This window comes from Actinomadura sp. RB99, assembly GCF_014706005.1.
GTDB lineage: Bacteria > Actinomycetota > Actinomycetes > Streptosporangiales > Streptosporangiaceae > Spirillospora.
Window position 1 is genome coordinate 50,466 of sequence record NZ_JABMCA010000028.1, and the last position, 16,220, is coordinate 66,685.

Below are 16,220 nucleotides of genomic sequence, written 5' to 3' on the forward strand. Positions count from 1 at the left end.
GCCGCCCGGTGCCGGCGGCGCCGCCGGCTGATCAGAGGCGCAGCGGCGGGCCGGCGCGCTTCACGGTGCGGATCACCGGCGCGGTCTCCATCGTGGCGATGCCGTCGAGCGGGGCGACCCGCTCGGTGAGGTAGCGCGCGAGGTCCTCGGTGTCGCGGCAGTTCACGACCGCGACCAGGTTCGTCGGGCCGGTGGTGAGCGCGACGAACGACACCTCCGGATGAGCGGCCATCGCGGACGCGACGTCCTGCAGCGCCGACGGCCGCACCGACGTCCACAGCCGCGCCTCTGCGTGGAAGCTGAGCCGGGCCGGTTCGATGTCGACCTGGTACTGCAGAACGCCCGCGCCGCGCAGGGCCTCGGCGCGGCGCCTCACCGTGGACTCCGACCAGCCCGTCGCCCTGGCCAGCTCGGCGTGGCCCGCCCGGCCGTCGACGGCGAGGGCGGCGAGCAGCGCCCGGTCGGCGTCGCCCACCTCGACGGGCTGCGCCGCGTCGTCGGGCGCGGGCGGCCGGAGCCGGGCGGCCTGGTCCTCCGACAGCACCGCCGGCCCGAGCCAGGTGCGCGTAGCTCCGCAGCAGCAGGTGCGCGGAGACGCCGATGACGCGGCGGGTGCGGGGCAGCTTCTCCAGCAGCAGGGCGTCGCGCTCGTCCGCCGACCGCGTCTGCGTGTTGCACGAGATCTCCGTGCCGCCCGACAGCAGGTGGACGAACGAGGTGTCGTCGCGCGCCGCGAGCGCCCGGCACGGTGCGCTTCTGGGTTTGTCAGTGGCGGTCGGTATGTTGCGGCGCATGTCCCGGTACCGGCTGTGCCCGACCCCTGCCCAGGAGGCGGGGCTGCTGGAGCACTGCAGGCACGCCCGGTTCGTGTGGAACCTGGCCGTGGAGCAGCATGCGTGGTGGACGTTTCGCCGAGGCCCCGCGCCAGGCTATGTCGCTCAAGCCCGCCAGTTGACTGAGGCTCGCGCCGCCAACCCGTGGCTGGCGGCCGGGTCGCAGACGGTGCAGCAGCAAGCGCTCAAGGACTTCGCCCAAGCGATGGCGAACTTCTTCGGCGGCACACACCGGCGCCCCACATGGCGCAAGGCGGGGCTGCATGAGGGGTTCCGGATCGTCGGGGCTCGCGGCCGTGCATGGGGCGTGCGGCGGCTGTCGCGCCGCATCGGTGAGGTGCGGGTCCCGAAGGTCGGGTGGGTGAGGTTCCGACTGTCCCGTCCCGTTCCCGCCGGGGTGAAGTCGTTCCGGGTGACCCGTGACCGCGCCGGCCGGTGGCACGTTGCGTTCGCGCACGTGCCCGAGCCGGTGCCCGCGCCCGGCAACCGTGAGGCGGTCGGCGTCGACCGGGGCGTGGCGATCAGCGCCGCGCTGTCCACTGGCGAGACCCTTACCGTTCCCGGCCTGACCACCGCCGAGGCCAAGCGGTTGGACCGGCTGCTGCGCCGCTTTGCCCGCGCCCGTGAGGGCTCGAACCGCCGCGCCCGCCTCAGAGCCGCCATTGCCCGCCTCAAAGCCCGTGAGAGCGACCGCCGCAAGGACTGGGGCGAGAAGACCAGTACCGACCTGGCGTCCCGCTTCGACATCATCGCCGTCGAGAACCTGAACATCGCCGGGTTGACTCGGTCGGCGCGCGGCACCGTCGACGCCCCCGGCGTCGGCGTCCGTGCCAAGGCTGGGCTCAACCGGGGCATCCTCGCCAACGGGTGGGGCCTACTCGTCAGCCGGCTGGAGCACAAGGCCCCGGGACGCCTGGTCCGGGTCGACCCGGCGTACACGTCGCAGACCTGCAATGCCTGCGGGCACCGCGCACCGGACAACCGCAAGAGCCAAGCGGTGTTTCGGTGCGTCGCCTGCGGGTGGTGCGCCAATGCCGATGTCAACGCCGCATGCAACATCAGAGACACCGCCGTTGGGCGCACGGTGGCTGCGCGGGGAGGCGGGGCATCGGCCCGGCCCGTGAACCGCGAACCTCAACCCACTCTCCTCTCTGTATAGCGGGACCGGGTTGGAATCCCCCAAACCTTCAGGCGGGGAGGACGTCAACGTGGACACCACGATCGCGCGGTTGTGCTGCTCAGCGGCCTCGGCTGCGCGCTGCAGGCGCACCTGGACGCCGGCTCCGGCGCGTCCTCGATCACGCTCGGGCTGATCGTGACCGGCGCGGGCGTCGGCCTGATGATCCCCGCGATGGGCGCCGCGGTCCTGACGGCCGCGCCGCCGGACCGGCGAGGGACGGCCGCCGGGGCGATGACCACGTTCCGGCAACTGGGCCAGACCCTCGGCGTCGCCGCCCTGGGCGTCCTGTTCCAGAACGCCCGGCCCGACACCGCCGCGGGCCTCGACCACGTCTACCTGGCCGCCGCGCTCACCAGCCTCACCGCCGCCGCCCTGGCCGCAACCGCCCTCAAACGCCCCGGACCGACCCCCTCCAAGACCCCCGGGGATAAAGCCGATCTGGCCGGCTGAACACCCTTACGGAAGGCCAGACCCCGGCCCCCGCCACGGGCAGGCACGCGGAGCGAGTGCAGCGAGCGCAGCGGGCCTGCCCGCCGGTTGAGGGGCTGTTTCGCGCGGAGCGCTAGCGGAGCGGGAAACAGCCCCTCAACCGTGACGGGGGTTCCAGGGGGTCGCCCCCCTGGGAAAATCAAGCCCGCTTCTTGAAAGCCCGCAGCGACAGCGGGGCGAAGACCAGGGAGATGCCGACGCCCCAGGCCAGCGCGATCCACGCGTGCTCCAGGACGGGGCCGCCGACCAGCAGGCCCCGCATGGACGTGACCAGCTGGGTCACCGGGCTGTTGTCCATGCAGAACGCCAGCCAGCCGGGGATGCCCTTGGTCGTCGGGATGAACGCGGTGCTCAGGAAGCTCAGCGGGAAGATCACCACGAAGCCGAAGATCTGCACCTTCTCCGGTTCGTTGACCTTCATGGCGATGTACACCGACGTCCACGAGAACAGCAGCGCGAACGTGAGCAGCAGCAGGAACGCGAGCAGCACCGAGAGGACGCCGGTGTGCACCCGGAACCCGATGGCGAACCCGACGCCCAGCAGGATCAGCATCGACCACGCCTGCTTGACGGTGTCGGCGATGATCCGCCCGGCGAGCGGCGCGGACCGGGAGATCGGCAGGCTGCGGAACCGGTCGAACACGCCCTTGGTGATGTCGGTGTTCAGCCCGAACCCGGTGCTCATCCCGGCGAACAGCGCGTTCTGCGCGATGATCCCCGGGATGACGATCGGCAGGTAGGCCTGCACGCTGCCGGCCATCGCCGGGCCGAACACGTACGCGAACAGCAGCACGAACATGATGGGCTGGATGGACAGGTCCAGCAGTTCCATCGGGTTGTGCTTGATCTGGACGAGGTTGCGCCAGGCCAGCGTCAGCGTGTTGCGGGCGGCGATGCCCGGCGACACGCGCTTGGCCAGGTCCTGCGGTGCGAACGCCGTGGCGGTCATGCCGTGGCCCCTTCCCGGTCGGCGGCCTGCTCGAGCGCGCCGGCCTCCGCGTCGATGTCGTCGGTGTGGTGGCCGGTGAGGGCGAAGAACACCTCGTCCAGGCTGGACTTGCGCAGCGACAGCTCGCCGACCGCGACGCCGGCGTCGTCGAGCCGCCGGACGACGGCGGGCATCAGCGCCGGGTCGGTGATCGGCGCGGACACCAGCCCGCCCCGGGTCTCCGGCTCGGCGCCGGTGAGGTCGGCGACGATCCGCGCGGCGGCCTCGCCGTCGGCCTCCCGGATCGGGCGCAGCTCCAGTACCTGCCCGCCGACCTGCTCCTTCAGCCGGTCGGACGTGCCCTGTGCGATGACCTGGCCGCGGTCGATCACCACGATGTCGTCGGCGAGCTGGTCGGCCTCCTCCAGGTACTGCGTGGTCAGCAGCACGGTGACGCCGTCGTCGGTCAGGCCGCGGACGATGTCCCAGAGGCCGCCGCGGCTGCGCGGGTCGAGGCCCGTGGTGGGCTCGTCCAGGAACAGGAACTGCGGCCGCCCGACGAGGCTCGCCGCGAGGTCGAGGCGGCGGCGCATCCCGCCGGAGTAGGTCTTGGCGGCGCGTTCGGCCGCCTCGGTGAGCTGGAAGCGCTCCAGCAGCTCCGCCGCGCGCGCCCGGGACGCCCGCCGGGAGATGCCGAGCAGCCGTCCGATGAGGATGAGGTTCTCGGTGCCGGTGAGCATCTCGTCGACGCCGGCGTACTGCCCGGTCAGGCCGATCAGCTGCCGCACCTTGTGCGCGTCCTTCACCACGTCGTACCCGCCGACGCGGGCGCTGCCCTCGGTCGGCTCGATCAGCGTGGCGAGGATCCGCGTCGCGGTCGTCTTCCCGGCGCCGTTCGGGCCGAGGACGCCCAGTACGGTGCCGGGCTCCGCGGTGAGCGAGACGCCGGCCAGCGCCCTGGTCTCACCGAACCGCTTCACCAGGCCCTCGGCCTGGATCGCGTAGGACATGTGGTCTCCTGGGACTCGGTCTGCCGGACATCCCGCCCGACGGGTGAGGACCCGTCAACCTATGCGTGCCCCGGGTCCCTGCGCATCCACATTTTCCGCCGCCCGCGGCGGCGTCTCGGGCACGTTCGCCACCCTCGCAGCCGCCACTGACAAAACGCTGGTAGCGCGCCGTTTTCCCGGGACGTTCTAGACTCGCGGTGTGACGTCGGTGCGGCGCAGTCACCACAAGGACGGCGGGGGCCCGCACCCGCCGCGGCTGCGGCCGCCCGCACACCGGGTGTCGCCGCGCGCCATCGCGCACTGGGCGATCGAATACCTCCTGCTCTGGGGGCTCGCGTTCGGGCTGGCGCTCGGCGTCGCGGCCTGGCTCGGCGACGCCGGGTGGAGCGGGATGCCCGGCTGGCTGTCCGGGCGCGTCGGGTGGCTGCCCTACATCGTCGGGACGGCCGGGTTCCTCATGGTCACCGCGGCGCCCGTGTGGCGGTACCGGGTGCACCGCTGGGAGGTCAGCGCCGACGTCGTCTACACCCGTACCGGCTGGTTCAGCCGCGAGTGGCTGCTGGTGCCGGTCAGCCGGATCCAGACCGTCGACACCGAGCAGGGCTGGATCGAGCGGCTGCTCGGCCTCGCCACCATCAAGGTCAACACCGCCTCGCACACCGGCTCGTCGGAGGTGGCGGGCCTGCCCGCGGACGTCGCGACCCGCCTCGCCGAGCAGCTCGCGCACCGCGCGCACGACCTCCGCGACGACGCGACGTGAGCGTCCGACCCGAGGCCGGAGAGCCCGCCGCGGCGGGTCCCCCGCCCGCCGCCGTCGCGGCCGCGCCGCGCCGCCGCCGGCTGCACCCGCTGACGTTCGTGGTGGGGGCCGTCCGCGAGCTGATCGCGCTGCTCGCCGCGGGCGCCACCGGACTGCTCGTCGGCGGCATGTCCACCGCGTTCTACTTCACCCTCGCCGGGCTCGGGTTCGGGCTGGCGTTCCACGTCGCCGGCTGGGTGACCTTCACCTACGTCCTGTACGCCGACCGCATCGAGCTGCGGCGCGTCCTCCTCGGACGGTCGGTCAAGAGCATCCCCCGCGACCGGATCCGCGGCGTCGACGTCACCTCGTCGCTCCCGCAGCGGCTGCTCGGCCTCGCCGTCGTGCACATCGACGCGGGCGCGGAGGGCGGCGAGGGCACCCTCAACGCCGTGTCCCGCCAGGAGGCGGACCGGCTGCGGCGGGTGCTGCTGGCCCGCCCGACCGCCGACCGGCGCCCGCCGCGCCGCCTCCTCGCCCGGGTGACGCCGCGCTGGTACCTGTACGCCCCGCTCAGCGGCGCCTACCTGCTCACCCCGTTCGCGCTGGCGGGCAGCGTGCTCGGCACCCTCTACAACCTCGGGGACGATCTCGGGCTCATCACCCGGCAGCGCGTCGAGACCGTCGGGCACGACGTCGCCGGGGTGGCGCCCGCCCTCGCCGTCGCGCTCCTCGTGCTGATGCTCCTCGCCATGCCGGTCATGTCGGTGATCGTCTTCGCGCTGTTCAACTGGGACTTCACCGTGCACGAGCGGGACGGCTCGATCCAGGTGGAGCGCGGCGTGCTCACCCGGCGGGCGGTGTCCCTCGAACGGCGGCGGCTGCGGGGCGTCGAGCTGACCGACAACCCGCTCGAACGGCGCGCCGGGGTCGTCCGGCTCGGCGCCCTCATCACCGGGCTCGGGGACGCCGCGCACCGGGGGCGGCTGCTGCCCACGGCGCCGCGCCCGGCCGCCGAGGACCTCGCGGCCCGCGTCCTGGGACCCGTCCCGGGCCCGCTGATCGCGCACCCTCGCGCGGCGCGCGGCCGGCGCGTCGCGCGCGCGGTCGCGCCCCTCGCGGGCGTCGCCGCCATCGCGGTGCTGGCCGGCCAGCCGTGGGTCGCCTACGCCTGCGCGGCCCTCGCCGTCCTCGCCGTTCCGCTGGGCCTGGACCGCTACCGCCAGCTGGGGCACGCCTCCGACGGCACCCGCCTCACCGTCCGCTCGGGTTCCCTGCGCCGCCGGCAGGTCGTCGTCGACCACGGCGCGGTGATCGGCTGGCGCGTCCGCCGGACGCTGTTCCAGCGCCGGCTCGGCCTCGCCACCCTGTTCGTCGCGACCGGTGCCGGTGACGGCGGCTACTCGGCGACGGACATGTCCGAGTCGGACGCCGTCGCCTTCGCCGCCGCCATCACGCCCGAATGGCTCGCGCCGTTCATCGAGCGCCCCGCACCGGGACCGGCCGCGAAGCGGGACGCCGCGCCCCTGGACGTGCGGAAGCGGGACGCCGGGCCCCAGGACGCGGCCTCGGCCTGACCGCGGCCCGGACGGCCGCGGCCCGCGTCACTCGGGGCGGCGGGCGCCGAACATGATCTCGTCCCAGGACGGCACGGACGCGCGCTTCCCCTTGGCCTTGCGGCGGGGCCGCGCGGGCCGCTGCGCCGCGGACTCCGCCGCCGCGGCCGCCGGGGAACCGGTGACCGGCTTGTCCTGAGCGGCGGCGGGCATGGTGGGCCGGGCCGGCTTCTTCTTCGCGGGCGGCCGGGACGGCTCCCGGCGCGCCGGATGCTGCGGTGCGGGCTGCTGCTGTGCCGGCTGCTGGGCGGGCTGCGGCGGAGCCGGGTCCGGCCGGGCGGCCTTCTCGTCGGGCGCGGGCGCCGGGCGCTCCGGTGCCGGGCGCCGGTCCCGCGCGGCCTCGCCGCCGTCGCTCTCGGCGGGCTCCTCGCTCTCCCGCGCCGCCGCCGGTGCCGGGGCGTCCTCGGCCTCGTCGTGCGCCTGCGCCGCCTCCGCCTGCTGCGGGGCGGGCTCCTCGTCGGCGGCCTTGTCCTCGGTGGGCTCCTCGCGCGACGCCTGCGCGTCCTCGTCCTGCGGGGCGTCGCCGTCCGGCCGCTCGTCCTCGCCGGCCTTCGCGGTCTCGGCGGGGCCGCCGGCGTCGGCGCTCTGCCGCTCGTCGTCGTCCCGGGCTTCCTCGGTCGCCACGGGCCGCGGGTCCTCGGCCGCGCTCTGAGACGTCCCGGTCTCCTCGGCGGGCTCCGCGTCCTGAGCCGTGCGGTCGTCCCCGGCGGACGCCTCGGCCTCGGCGGGACGCGCCTCCTCAAGGGTCTCGGGGGCGTCGCTCGCCGTCTCGGGACGCGACTCCTCGCGCTCCGAAGGCCCGGCCGCCTCGGCGGCGCTCTCCGCGCGGGACTCCGCGTCGTCGGCGGGCGCCTCGGCGGCCGGCGGCTCCCGGCGCGCCTGCGGGACGCGCGGCTCCTCCTCGCGGGCGGAGCGGTCGTCGCGTGCCCGGACGTCCTCGGCGGGACGGGCGGGCTCGGGGGCCTCGCGCAGCCGCGGGGCCTCGCGGGGGCCGTCGGCGGAGAGCGGGCGGGACGCCTCGCGCAGCGGCGCGCCCTCGCCGGGCGCGTCCCGGAAGGCGGGGCGCGGGTCGACCATGCGGCCGCGCTCGACGATGTACTGCGGCGGCTCGGCGGGGCGCAGCGGGCCGGGCGCGGCGGGCTGCTCCGGCTCGGCGGGCAGGCCGCGCGCGCCGGCGTCCCGGTCGCCCGGGAGCCGGTCGTTCTGCACGACCTTCATCGCGGGACGACGCGGGACGAGCGGGGTGACGGTGTCCGACAGCGTCTCCTCGTCCCACTCGACGGCGGTGAGGCGGGCGGCGATCTCGTCGAGCGGGGAGACGTGCCGGCGGCGCGGGTCGAAGGACCACTCGGCGGCGTGCGGGCGGCCGTTGTCGAAGAACGACAGCCGGACCCGCCAGGTGGAGTCCTCGCACTTCCAGGAGTCCCACTCGACCTCCTCGAGGTCGACGCCGCCGCGGCCGAGCCGCTCCTCGACGGTCTCGCCGAGCGGCGGGCCGAGCGTGGTCTCGCCGGGCCGGCGCACCGCGACGCGCTGCGCCTGCTGCGCCATGTACTCGCGTTCCTGCAGGACCGGGCCCTCGAACCAGCGGACGCGTTCGACCGGGATCCCCGCCGACTCGGCGATCTCCTCCGCCGTCTCGCCGGACCGGATGCGGGCCTGGATCTCCTTGGGACGCAAGGGACTCTCCACTTCGATCTCGAACTGGCCGAGGCGGGAGAAGTGCCCACGGACCGCTGCGCGGAGCCGGTCGTCGACGGGCAGGGTGAACCGGGTGCCTCGGCCCGCGGTGGCCAGGACGAGGTACGTACCGTCCTCGCTGACCGCGACGAGGCGCAGCTCCTGCATGCGTGTCCTTCCTGCCCTTCCTGACGGCACGGAGGGCGCCGGACCGTCCGGCCGCGGTCTCACCGGCCGGTCGCCCGTTGCCCGCCGAGGGCGCATGCGTGCCCTTCCCCCGGGTTCCCGAGTCTCTCTTCCGGACACACCTGCTGCCAGCACCGTACCCGGCATGTCCGAACATCGCCGCTCTCGAAGCCCCCTTCACGAGGCCGAAGAGGGCACCTGACCTAGCTTGCCGGTGTCGCGGGGCGGCCGGGGGCGCCCTGCCGGATTCTTGTGGATCCTTTTCCACACTCTGCCTGAGCGCGGCCGTGCGCTCCACCCGTTCGAGGTTAGGAGCGTCACGTCTGTGGCAGGAACACTCCGATCTTCCGAATAGTTTGGTTTTCGGGGGTTTCGGGCGAACGAACAGGGGTGAAAGGGTCGATGCGGCGCACGCTGCCGGATGTCAGCACGACGCAGCTGATCGCCAGTGGGGTGGCCACGCTGGCCGCCGCCGTCGGAGCGTCCTACCTGGGGGTCTACGGGACGATCATCGGCGCGGGGCTGATGAGCGTGATGTCGACGGCGGGCTCCGCGGTCGTGAAGCACTACCTCGACCAGGGCCGCAACCAGATCAAGGACCTGACGCACCTCCAGGCGGCGGTGCACCGGCAGGGCGCGGCGGAGCAGGCGGCGGCGGAGGCGCGCAGCGCCGACCCGACGCGCACCGTGGCGTGGCCGGCGGGCGACCCGAACGCGACCCGTCTCGACCTGCACCTCCCCGGCGACCTCGGCGGCGGGGACCCGAACGCGACGCGCCTGGACCGCACCCCGGCGGAGACCGTCGCCGACGCGCTCGCCGCGGCGGCGGGCCCGGAGGCCGTCCGCGAGGTGGTCCGCCGGTCGGCCCTCGACGCCACCGCCGGCTGGGTCAAGCAGCACTGGGTGAAGCTCGTGGTGTCGTCCGCCGCGATCTTCGCGATCGTCATCGGCGGCATCACCATCTACGAGGCGGCCACCGGAGCGCCGATCGGCAACGGCAAGAGCGGCGGCACGACGCTCTCCAAGGCGCTGACCGGAGGCGGCGGCGGTGGCGGCGGCACGGACGAGTCCCCGACGTCGCCCGCCCCGTCGACGCACGCGACGCCGTCCGGCTCCGCGCCGAGCGAGGGGCCGTCGGGCGGCGTCCCGACGACCGGGGCGCCCACCACGGCGCCGCCCACCTCGCAGCGGCCGACCGAGCCGACGGCGCCCACGTCCTCGGCCCCCAGCACGCCGCAGAGCCCGCAGACCCCGTCGCCGACGAAGACCTCCGAGGGCGGCGCGGGCGGCGACGGCCAGCAGAACGACCAGAACGGCGCCGACCCCCGCATCACGCAGGGCCCGTGACGCCTAGTCCCCGAAGACCTGGCGGGTGTAGGGGTTGGCGAAGCGGCGGTCGGGGTCGAGCTCGTCGCGCAGCCGCTGGAAGTCGGTGAACCGGGGGTAGACCTTCTCCAGGTAGGTGGCGTCGCGGGTGTGGAGCTTGCCCCAGTGCGGGCGGCCGTCGAGGGCGGTGAGGAGGTCCTCGACGCCGCGGAAGTACTCCTGGTGCCGGTCCTTGTAGTAGACGTGGACGGCGATGAACGCGCTGCGGCGGCCGTGGGCCATCGACAGCCAGGCGTCCTCCTGCGGGAGCAGCCGCACCTCGATCGGGAAGCTGATGCGCCAGTCCTTGCGGGCGAACAAGGAGCGCAGTTCGCGCAGCGCGGGGACGAGCTCCTCGCGCGGGATCGCGTACTCCTGCTCCTTGAAGCGGACCGTGCGGGGGCTGGTGAACACCTTGTACGAGGCGTCGCTGTAGGTGCGGGCGCCGAGCGCCTTGGCGGAGATGCCGTTGACGAAGGGCGTGGCGGCGGGGGCCAGGTGCGTCAGCCGGTTGACGGCGCCGAAGACCTTGTTGGACAGGAACTCGTCGTCCATCCAGTACTTGAACCTCGGCAGCGGTTCGGCCGGGCCCTCGACGCGGTTGTTGCGCTTGGTGAGGCAGCCCTCGGTGTGCGGGAACCAGTAGAACTCGAAGTGCTCGTTGGCGTCGTCGAACTCGTCGACGCGGGCGAGGACCTCGTCCCACTTCATCGGCTCCTCCTGCGCGCGCAGGAGGAAGGCCGGGACGGTCTTCCAGGTGATGGCGGTGACGACGCCGAGGGCGCCGAGGCCGGCGCGGGCGGCGTCGAACAGCTCGGGCCGCTCGTCGGGCGAGCAGGTGACGGTGGAGCCGTCGGCGAGGACGAGTTCGAGGGCGGCGACCTGGGAGGCGAGGCCGGCGGCGTCGCGCCCGGTGCCGTGCGTGGCGGTCTGGAGCGCGCCCGCGACGGTCTGCTCCTGGATGTCGCCCATGTTGGCCAGGGCCAGGCCGTGCTCGGCGAGGACGCGGTTGAACGCGTGCAGCGGCATCCCGGCCTCGACGGTGACCAGGCCGGTCGCGGTGTCGACGGAGCGGACCGCGGTGAGCGCCTGCGGGCGCAGCAGCACGCCCTCGGCGACGGCGGCGCCGGTGAAGGAGTGGCCGGTGCCGGTCATCCGGACGGTGAGGCCGTCGGACGCGGCGGACCGGACGGCCGCGGCCACCTCGGCGGTGGTGCCGGGGGTCGCGACGCGGTGCGGGGTGGCCTGCTGGTTTCCCGCCCAGTTCTGCCACTTCTGGTGGGTCACGGGTGACATGCGGCGACTCTACTCGGCAATCGATCGTGAGGAAAGTTCACGTTTACTGAGGGTCCGGGACCCCGCCAGGCCGATCAGCGCGGCCGCCACCGCCGACCCCAGCGGGACGAGGAACGCCGCGTGCCCGCCATGCGCGTCCACGACCCGTCCGGACAGCGACGACCCGGCCGCCACCCCCACCCCGACCGACGTGGAGACCAGCGCCAGCCCCTCGGTCAGCTGGTGCGGCGGGACGAGCCGCTCGACCAGCCCGTAGCCGGGGATGATCGTCGGTGAGATCGCCAGCCCGGAGAAGAACACCACGGCCATCATCGGCCACAGGTTCCCGACCAGGACGGGCGGCACCAGCCCGGCCGTCAGCAGGCCGAGCCCGGCGAGGAAGCGGCGGGCGAGCGGGCGCCGCCAGTGCCGCGCCCCGTACCAGAGCGCCGCGGTGCCGCTGCCGAGCGCGTAGCAGCCGAGCAGCACGCCGGCGAGCGCCTTGTGCCCCTCCTCCTGGGCGAACGCCACGCCGCTGACGTCGATCGCGCCGAACACCATGCCGAGCGCCAGGAACACCGGCGTGATCACGACGACGCCGGGATTGCGGAACACCCCGCCGCGCATCCCGGGGGCGCGCGGGCGCGGCGGGGGTTCGGTGCCGCGCTGCGCGGCGAGCACCAGGCAGCCCGCCAGCGTGCAGGCGGCCGCCGCGCCGAGGCCCGCCGCCGGGTGCACGCCGGTGGCCAGCGCCGTGACGACCAGCGGCCCGGTGACGAAGATGCCCTCGTCCACCACCGACTCGAACGAGAACGCGGTGTGCAGCCGGGTGGGGGAGTCGCGCAGCACGTGCGACCACCGGGCCCGCACCCACGCGCCGAGCGACACCTGCGTCAACCCCGCCGCCGCGGCGGCGGGGAACAGCGTCCACACCGGCAGCCCGGCCAGCGCGAACACGATCAGCACGGCGAAGCTCGCGGTGTTGGCCGCCACCAGCGGGACCAGGACGCGGCGCTGCCCGTACCGGTCCGCGTACCGGGCGCTGAGCGGGGCACCGACGGCGTAGGCGACCGAGAGGGTCGCGGTCACAGAACCGGCGATACCGTACGATCCGGTAACCGCGGACACGAGAAGGACGATGCCGATCCCCACCATGGACATCGACATGCGGCCGACGAACCCGGCGGCGACGAACGGCCGGGCGCCGGGAACCGACAGCAGCTCCCGGTACGGACCGGACATCCGCGACTCCCCTCCCCACCGGGAGGAGGGGCGCCCCCGGCCCCATCGATCGACTTCAGCCCCATGATCACGTTACCTGGGGGAAAGAAGTGCCAAGACGTGTAACTCACCCGTAGCGACACTCGTTGGGAAATGTTGTGGCTCCTCCATCAGCACCGCGCGCGGCCGAGGACGGGGCGCCGGACGCTCCGGCGACCGCCGCGCGCCCGCCCCGGCAGAGGCCGCAGAAGAAGCGGCGCAAGGGCCGGTCGTCGCCCGGCGCCCCGGCGGGCGCGGCGGGCGGGGGCCGCCCGCGGCGCGTCCTGCCGCTGCTCATCGCGACCATCGCCGCGCTCGCCGTCGCCAGCACGTCCGCCGGCGTCTACGCGGCGCTGACCACGGACGGCTCCGGCGGGCACGCCGCCTCGCCCGGCGGGTCGCACGGCGACGCCCCGCCGAGCGCGGGCCAGGGCGACCCCGTGAAGGTCGTCGACGAGGGGCAGGTCGCGCCGCTGCGCCGGGTCGTGCCGCCGGACGTGCTCGCCGCCGAGGCCGGGTCCATCTCCGCCGCCAAGATCGCGAAGATCGCGAAGCTGAAGAGGGTCCGCGACGTCGTGGCGGTCGCCGGCGGGGCCGTCCAGCTCCAGGGCCGGCAGGTGAACGCGTTCGCGGTCGACCCGTCCTCGTTCCGCTCCTGGACGCCGCCCGGCACCGCGAAGAGGACCGACCTGTGGGCGGCGCTCGCGGCCGACCGGTTCGTCGTGTCGCCGGACGCCGCCAAGCAGCTGCAGCTGACCAAGGGCTACGAGTACCCGGTGGTCGGCCGGACGATCCCGAAGCTGACCATGGGCGGCTCGGGAGACCTCGGCCTGCCCGGGATCAACATGCTGGTCAGCAAGAAGTCCGGGACGCAGATGGGCCTCGTCCCGAACGTCGCGGTGCTCGTCAACGCGCCCGGGGTCAGCCCCGCGAAGGTCGTCACGGCGGTCCGCAAGATCCTCGGCCGCGGCGCGAACGTGGTGAACCTGCACGACGCCAAGTACCAGTCGTCCGGCACGGGCGGGAAGGCGAACAGCTACCTGGACCTGTACAAGCAGGCCGCCACGAGCTGCCCCGGCCTGTCCTGGACGGTGCTCGCCGCGATCGGGCAGGTCGAGAGCGACCACGGCCGCAACGCCGGCCGCTCCAGCGCCGGCGCGCTCGGCCCGATGCAGTTCATGCCGGCCACGTGGAAGAGCTACGGGGTGGACGGCGACGGGGACGGCAAGGCCGACATCATGAACCCCTACGACGCGATCCCGGGCGCGGCGAAGTACCTGTGCGCGAACGGCGCGGGCCGCGGCGGCCAGCAGCTCTACCGGGCGATCTGGCACTACAACCACGCCGACTGGTACGTCCAGAAGGTCCTGAACCTCGCCAGGGCGTACGCGGCCCGCTACAGCTGACCGGCCCGCCGCGCCCGGGCGCCCGGTGCTCCACCGGAGACGGGGCACCGGGAGCGGGCTGGTTGGATGGAGCCATGACGTCCCACGACGCGTTGCTTCTGCTGTCCTTCGGGGGGCCGGAGGGGCCCGAGGACGTGATCCCGTTCCTGGAGAACGTCACCCGCGGCCGCGGCATCCCGCGCGAGCGGCTCGAGAAGGTGGGGGAGCACTACCACCTGTTCGGCGGGGTCAGCCCGATCAACCGGCTGTGCCGGGAGCTGAAGGCCGCCATCGAGGCGGACTTCGCCGCCCACGGCGTCGACCTGCCCGTGTACTGGGGCAACCGGAACTGGACCCCGTACCTCGCCGACACCGTCCGGCGGATGCGGGACGACGGTGTCCGGCACGCGGCGGCGTTCGTCACGTCCGCCTACAGCGGCTACTCCACGAACGACCAGTACCTGCAGGACATCGCGCGCGCCCGCGAAGAGGTCCCCGGCGCGCCCGAGATCGACAAGCTGCCCGTCTACTGCGACCGCCCCGGCTTCCTCGATCCGTTCGTGGACGCCGCCAGGGACGCGCTCGGCCGGCTCCCCGACGGGGCGCGGCTGCTGTTCACCGCGCACAGCGTCCCGCTGTCGCAGCCGAACCGCGAGCTGTACGTCGCCGAGCTGGAGGAGGCCGCCCGGACCGTCGCCGGCCGCGCCGCCCCCGGGACCCCCTGGGACCTGGTCTACCAGAGCCGCAGCGGCCCCCCGTCCCAGCCGTGGCTGGAGCCGCAGATCACCGACCACCTGGAGAAGCTCGCCGGCGAGGGCGTGCGCGCGGCGGCGGCCGTGCCGATCGGGTTCGTCTCCGACCACATGGAGGTCAAGTACGACCTCGACGTGGAGGCGGCCGGACGCGCCGCCGAGCTGGGCATCGCGTTCGTCCGGGCCGCGACGCCGGGCCGCGACCCGCGCTTCGCCGCGCTGCCGCGCCTGCTGATGGAAGAGGAGGAGGGCCAGTGAGCCTGCCGGAGGAACTGCTCGACCTGGCCGCCGCGACCGCCCGCGAGGTGGGCCGGATGCTGGTCGACAAGCGGCCGGCCGGCGGTCCGGACGTCGTGCAGACCAAGTCGTCCCCGACCGACGTCGTCACCCAGATGGACCGCGCCGCCGAGGCGCTGATCATCGAGCGGATCCGGGCCGCCCGCCCGGACGACGCCTTCCTCGGCGAGGAGGGCGGCGAGCGCGGCGGCGGCAGCGGCGTCCGCTGGGTGGTCGACCCGATCGACGGGACCGTCAACTACCTCTACGACCTGCCGGACTGGGCGGTCAGCATCGCCGCCGAGGTCGACGGCGTCGCGGTCGCGGGCGCGGTCGAGATGCCGCGGCGCGGCGAGTCGTACACGGCGTTCCGGGGCGGCGGGGCGCTGCTGCGCACCGCGTCCGGCGCCCGCGAACTGCGGGTGACCGAGCGGGTGCCGCTGGGCCAGGCCCTGGTGGCGACCGGGTTCGGCTACGACGCCGTGCGGCGCGCCGCGCAGGCGCGGGTGCTCACCGGGGTGCTCCCGGCCGTCCGGGACATCCGGCGCGGCGGCTCCTGCTGCGTGGACCTGTGCTCGCTGGCGGCCGGGCGGCTCGACGCCTACTACGAGCGCGGCGTCCAGGCGTGGGACATCGGCGCCGGCGCGCTGATCGTGCAGGAGGCGGGCGGGCGCGTCGAGGGCCTCCACGGCGCCCCGGCGGGGCCCGAGCTCACCATGGCGGCCGGGCCGGGCACGTTCGAGGCCCTGCACGACCTGCTGGCGCCCCTCGACCCCCTCACGGACTAGCGGGGCCGGGAGAGGCGAGCAGAGGCCCGGAGGGACGAGAAGAGCCCGGGACGTGGGCGTCCCGGGCTCCCTGCGGTGGGGCGTCTCAGTCGCAGCGGGGTGGTTCGACGCCGATGTCGTTGTTCGCTGCGATCCGGCGCAGTTCGTTGATCTCCTCCTGACGGATGTCCGCCAGGTAGGTGTCGCCTTCCGCGTGGGCGCTGCGCAGCGACGCGTACGCGTCGTCGAGCCGCTGCTGAATCGTGCGGGACAACTCGCCCATGGGCCTCCTCCCGGATCGTGCCCATGCCTACCCAGCCGTAGGCTGAAGGTAAACCTGTTCGCCGGTGCAATTTTCGCGGATCCTTACGCCGCCAGTTAACGCGCCGAGGCGAACGCCGTCTTGAACAGGTGTTTACGGGCGTCTTACGACTTCCGTGGCATATCTGGACCACGGGGCGACCGCGCCCCGACCGGAA

The 16,220-nt window shown here is 74.3% G+C and carries 15 protein-coding genes; 8 read left to right on the forward strand and 7 right to left on the reverse strand.

Annotated features, from left to right (window positions below):
- Positions 1–31: 31 nt before the first annotated feature.
- Positions 32–544, reverse strand: a complete 513-nt coding sequence (locus tag amrb99_RS24320; protein ID WP_206700085.1) for an Lrp/AsnC family transcriptional regulator — start codon at positions 542–544, stop codon at positions 32–34.
- A 56-nt stretch (positions 545–600) separates the two neighbouring features.
- Between amrb99_RS24320 and amrb99_RS24325 the strand changes: the two genes are divergently transcribed.
- Complete coding sequence (locus amrb99_RS24325; protein WP_206700086.1) at positions 601–1,992, forward strand: RNA-guided endonuclease TnpB family protein; 1,392 nt, start codon at positions 601–603, stop codon at positions 1,990–1,992.
- A gap of 72 nt (positions 1,993–2,064) precedes the next feature.
- Positions 2,065–2,463, forward strand: a complete 399-nt coding sequence (locus tag amrb99_RS24330) for an MFS transporter (RefSeq protein ID WP_206700087.1) — start codon at positions 2,065–2,067, stop codon at positions 2,461–2,463.
- Between the two features lie 178 nt (positions 2,464–2,641).
- Here amrb99_RS24330 and amrb99_RS24335 read toward each other — a convergent pair whose 3' ends face one another.
- A complete protein-coding gene (locus tag amrb99_RS24335) occupies positions 2,642–3,451 on the reverse strand; it encodes an ABC transporter permease (RefSeq protein ID WP_190859958.1) in 810 nt (269 codons plus the stop codon).
- Positions 3,448–4,440 (reverse strand): ATP-binding cassette domain-containing protein, encoded by a 993-nt coding sequence (locus amrb99_RS24340; protein ID WP_190859967.1) that lies wholly within the window; start codon positions 4,438–4,440, stop codon positions 3,448–3,450. Before amrb99_RS24340 ends, amrb99_RS24335 begins: the two co-directional genes overlap by 4 nt.
- Positions 4,441–4,639: 199 nt before the next feature.
- On the opposite strand from amrb99_RS24340, the gene amrb99_RS24345 reads away from it, so the two are divergent.
- Together amrb99_RS24345 and amrb99_RS24350 are read left to right on the forward strand one after the other, a co-directional pair.
- On the forward strand, positions 4,640–5,200 hold the full coding sequence (locus amrb99_RS24345) for a PH domain-containing protein (protein WP_190859975.1): 561 nt from the start codon (positions 4,640–4,642) through the stop codon (positions 5,198–5,200).
- Complete coding sequence (locus amrb99_RS24350) at positions 5,197–6,756, forward strand: PH domain-containing protein (RefSeq protein ID WP_190859982.1); 1,560 nt, start codon at positions 5,197–5,199, stop codon at positions 6,754–6,756. The genes amrb99_RS24345 and amrb99_RS24350 overlap by 4 nt, the downstream gene beginning before the upstream one ends.
- A gap of 27 nt (positions 6,757–6,783) precedes the next feature.
- Here the strand turns inward: amrb99_RS24350 and sepH are convergent, their stop codons facing one another.
- Positions 6,784–8,643: a septation protein SepH gene (gene sepH / locus amrb99_RS24355; protein ID WP_190859984.1), complete on the reverse strand. Its 1,860-nt coding sequence runs from the start codon at positions 8,641–8,643 to the stop codon at positions 6,784–6,786.
- Positions 8,644–9,063: 420 nt separating this feature from the next.
- Here sepH and amrb99_RS24360 point away from each other — a divergent pair, with 420 nt between their 5' ends.
- Entirely contained in the window at positions 9,064–10,008 is a 945-nt protein-coding gene (locus amrb99_RS24360; protein WP_190859986.1) for a hypothetical protein, read from the forward strand.
- Positions 10,009–10,011: 3 nt separating this feature from the next.
- On the opposite strand, the gene amrb99_RS24365 is transcribed toward amrb99_RS24360, so the two are convergent.
- Together amrb99_RS24365 and amrb99_RS24370 are read right to left on the reverse strand one after the other, a co-directional pair.
- Positions 10,012–11,322, reverse strand: a complete 1,311-nt coding sequence (locus amrb99_RS24365) for a D-arabinono-1,4-lactone oxidase (protein WP_190859987.1) — start codon at positions 11,320–11,322, stop codon at positions 10,012–10,014.
- Positions 11,323–11,331: 9 nt separating this feature from the next.
- Positions 11,332–12,543 (reverse strand): MFS transporter, encoded by a 1,212-nt coding sequence (locus amrb99_RS24370; protein ID WP_190859989.1) that lies wholly within the window; start codon positions 12,541–12,543, stop codon positions 11,332–11,334.
- A 125-nt stretch (positions 12,544–12,668) separates the two neighbouring features.
- Here amrb99_RS24370 and amrb99_RS52560 point away from each other — a divergent pair, with 125 nt between their 5' ends.
- From amrb99_RS52560 to amrb99_RS24385, 3 genes are all read left to right on the forward strand, one after another.
- Positions 12,669–13,967: a lytic transglycosylase domain-containing protein gene (locus tag amrb99_RS52560; protein ID WP_277820012.1), complete on the forward strand. Its 1,299-nt coding sequence runs from the start codon at positions 12,669–12,671 to the stop codon at positions 13,965–13,967.
- Between the two features lie 74 nt (positions 13,968–14,041).
- The gene (locus amrb99_RS24380; RefSeq protein ID WP_190859992.1) at positions 14,042–14,956 is read left to right on the forward strand and encodes a ferrochelatase; all 915 of its coding nucleotides are present in this window, start codon (positions 14,042–14,044) and stop codon (positions 14,954–14,956) included.
- Positions 14,953–15,762, forward strand: coding sequence for an inositol monophosphatase (locus amrb99_RS24385; protein WP_190859994.1), 810 nt, complete (start codon positions 14,953–14,955; stop codon positions 15,760–15,762). The genes amrb99_RS24380 and amrb99_RS24385 overlap by 4 nt, the downstream gene beginning before the upstream one ends.
- Before the next feature lie 85 nt (positions 15,763–15,847).
- On the opposite strand, the gene amrb99_RS24390 is transcribed toward amrb99_RS24385, so the two are convergent.
- Positions 15,848–16,024: a hypothetical protein gene (locus tag amrb99_RS24390; RefSeq protein WP_190859996.1), complete on the reverse strand. Its 177-nt coding sequence runs from the start codon at positions 16,022–16,024 to the stop codon at positions 15,848–15,850.
- Between the last annotated feature and the right edge of the window lie 196 nt (positions 16,025–16,220).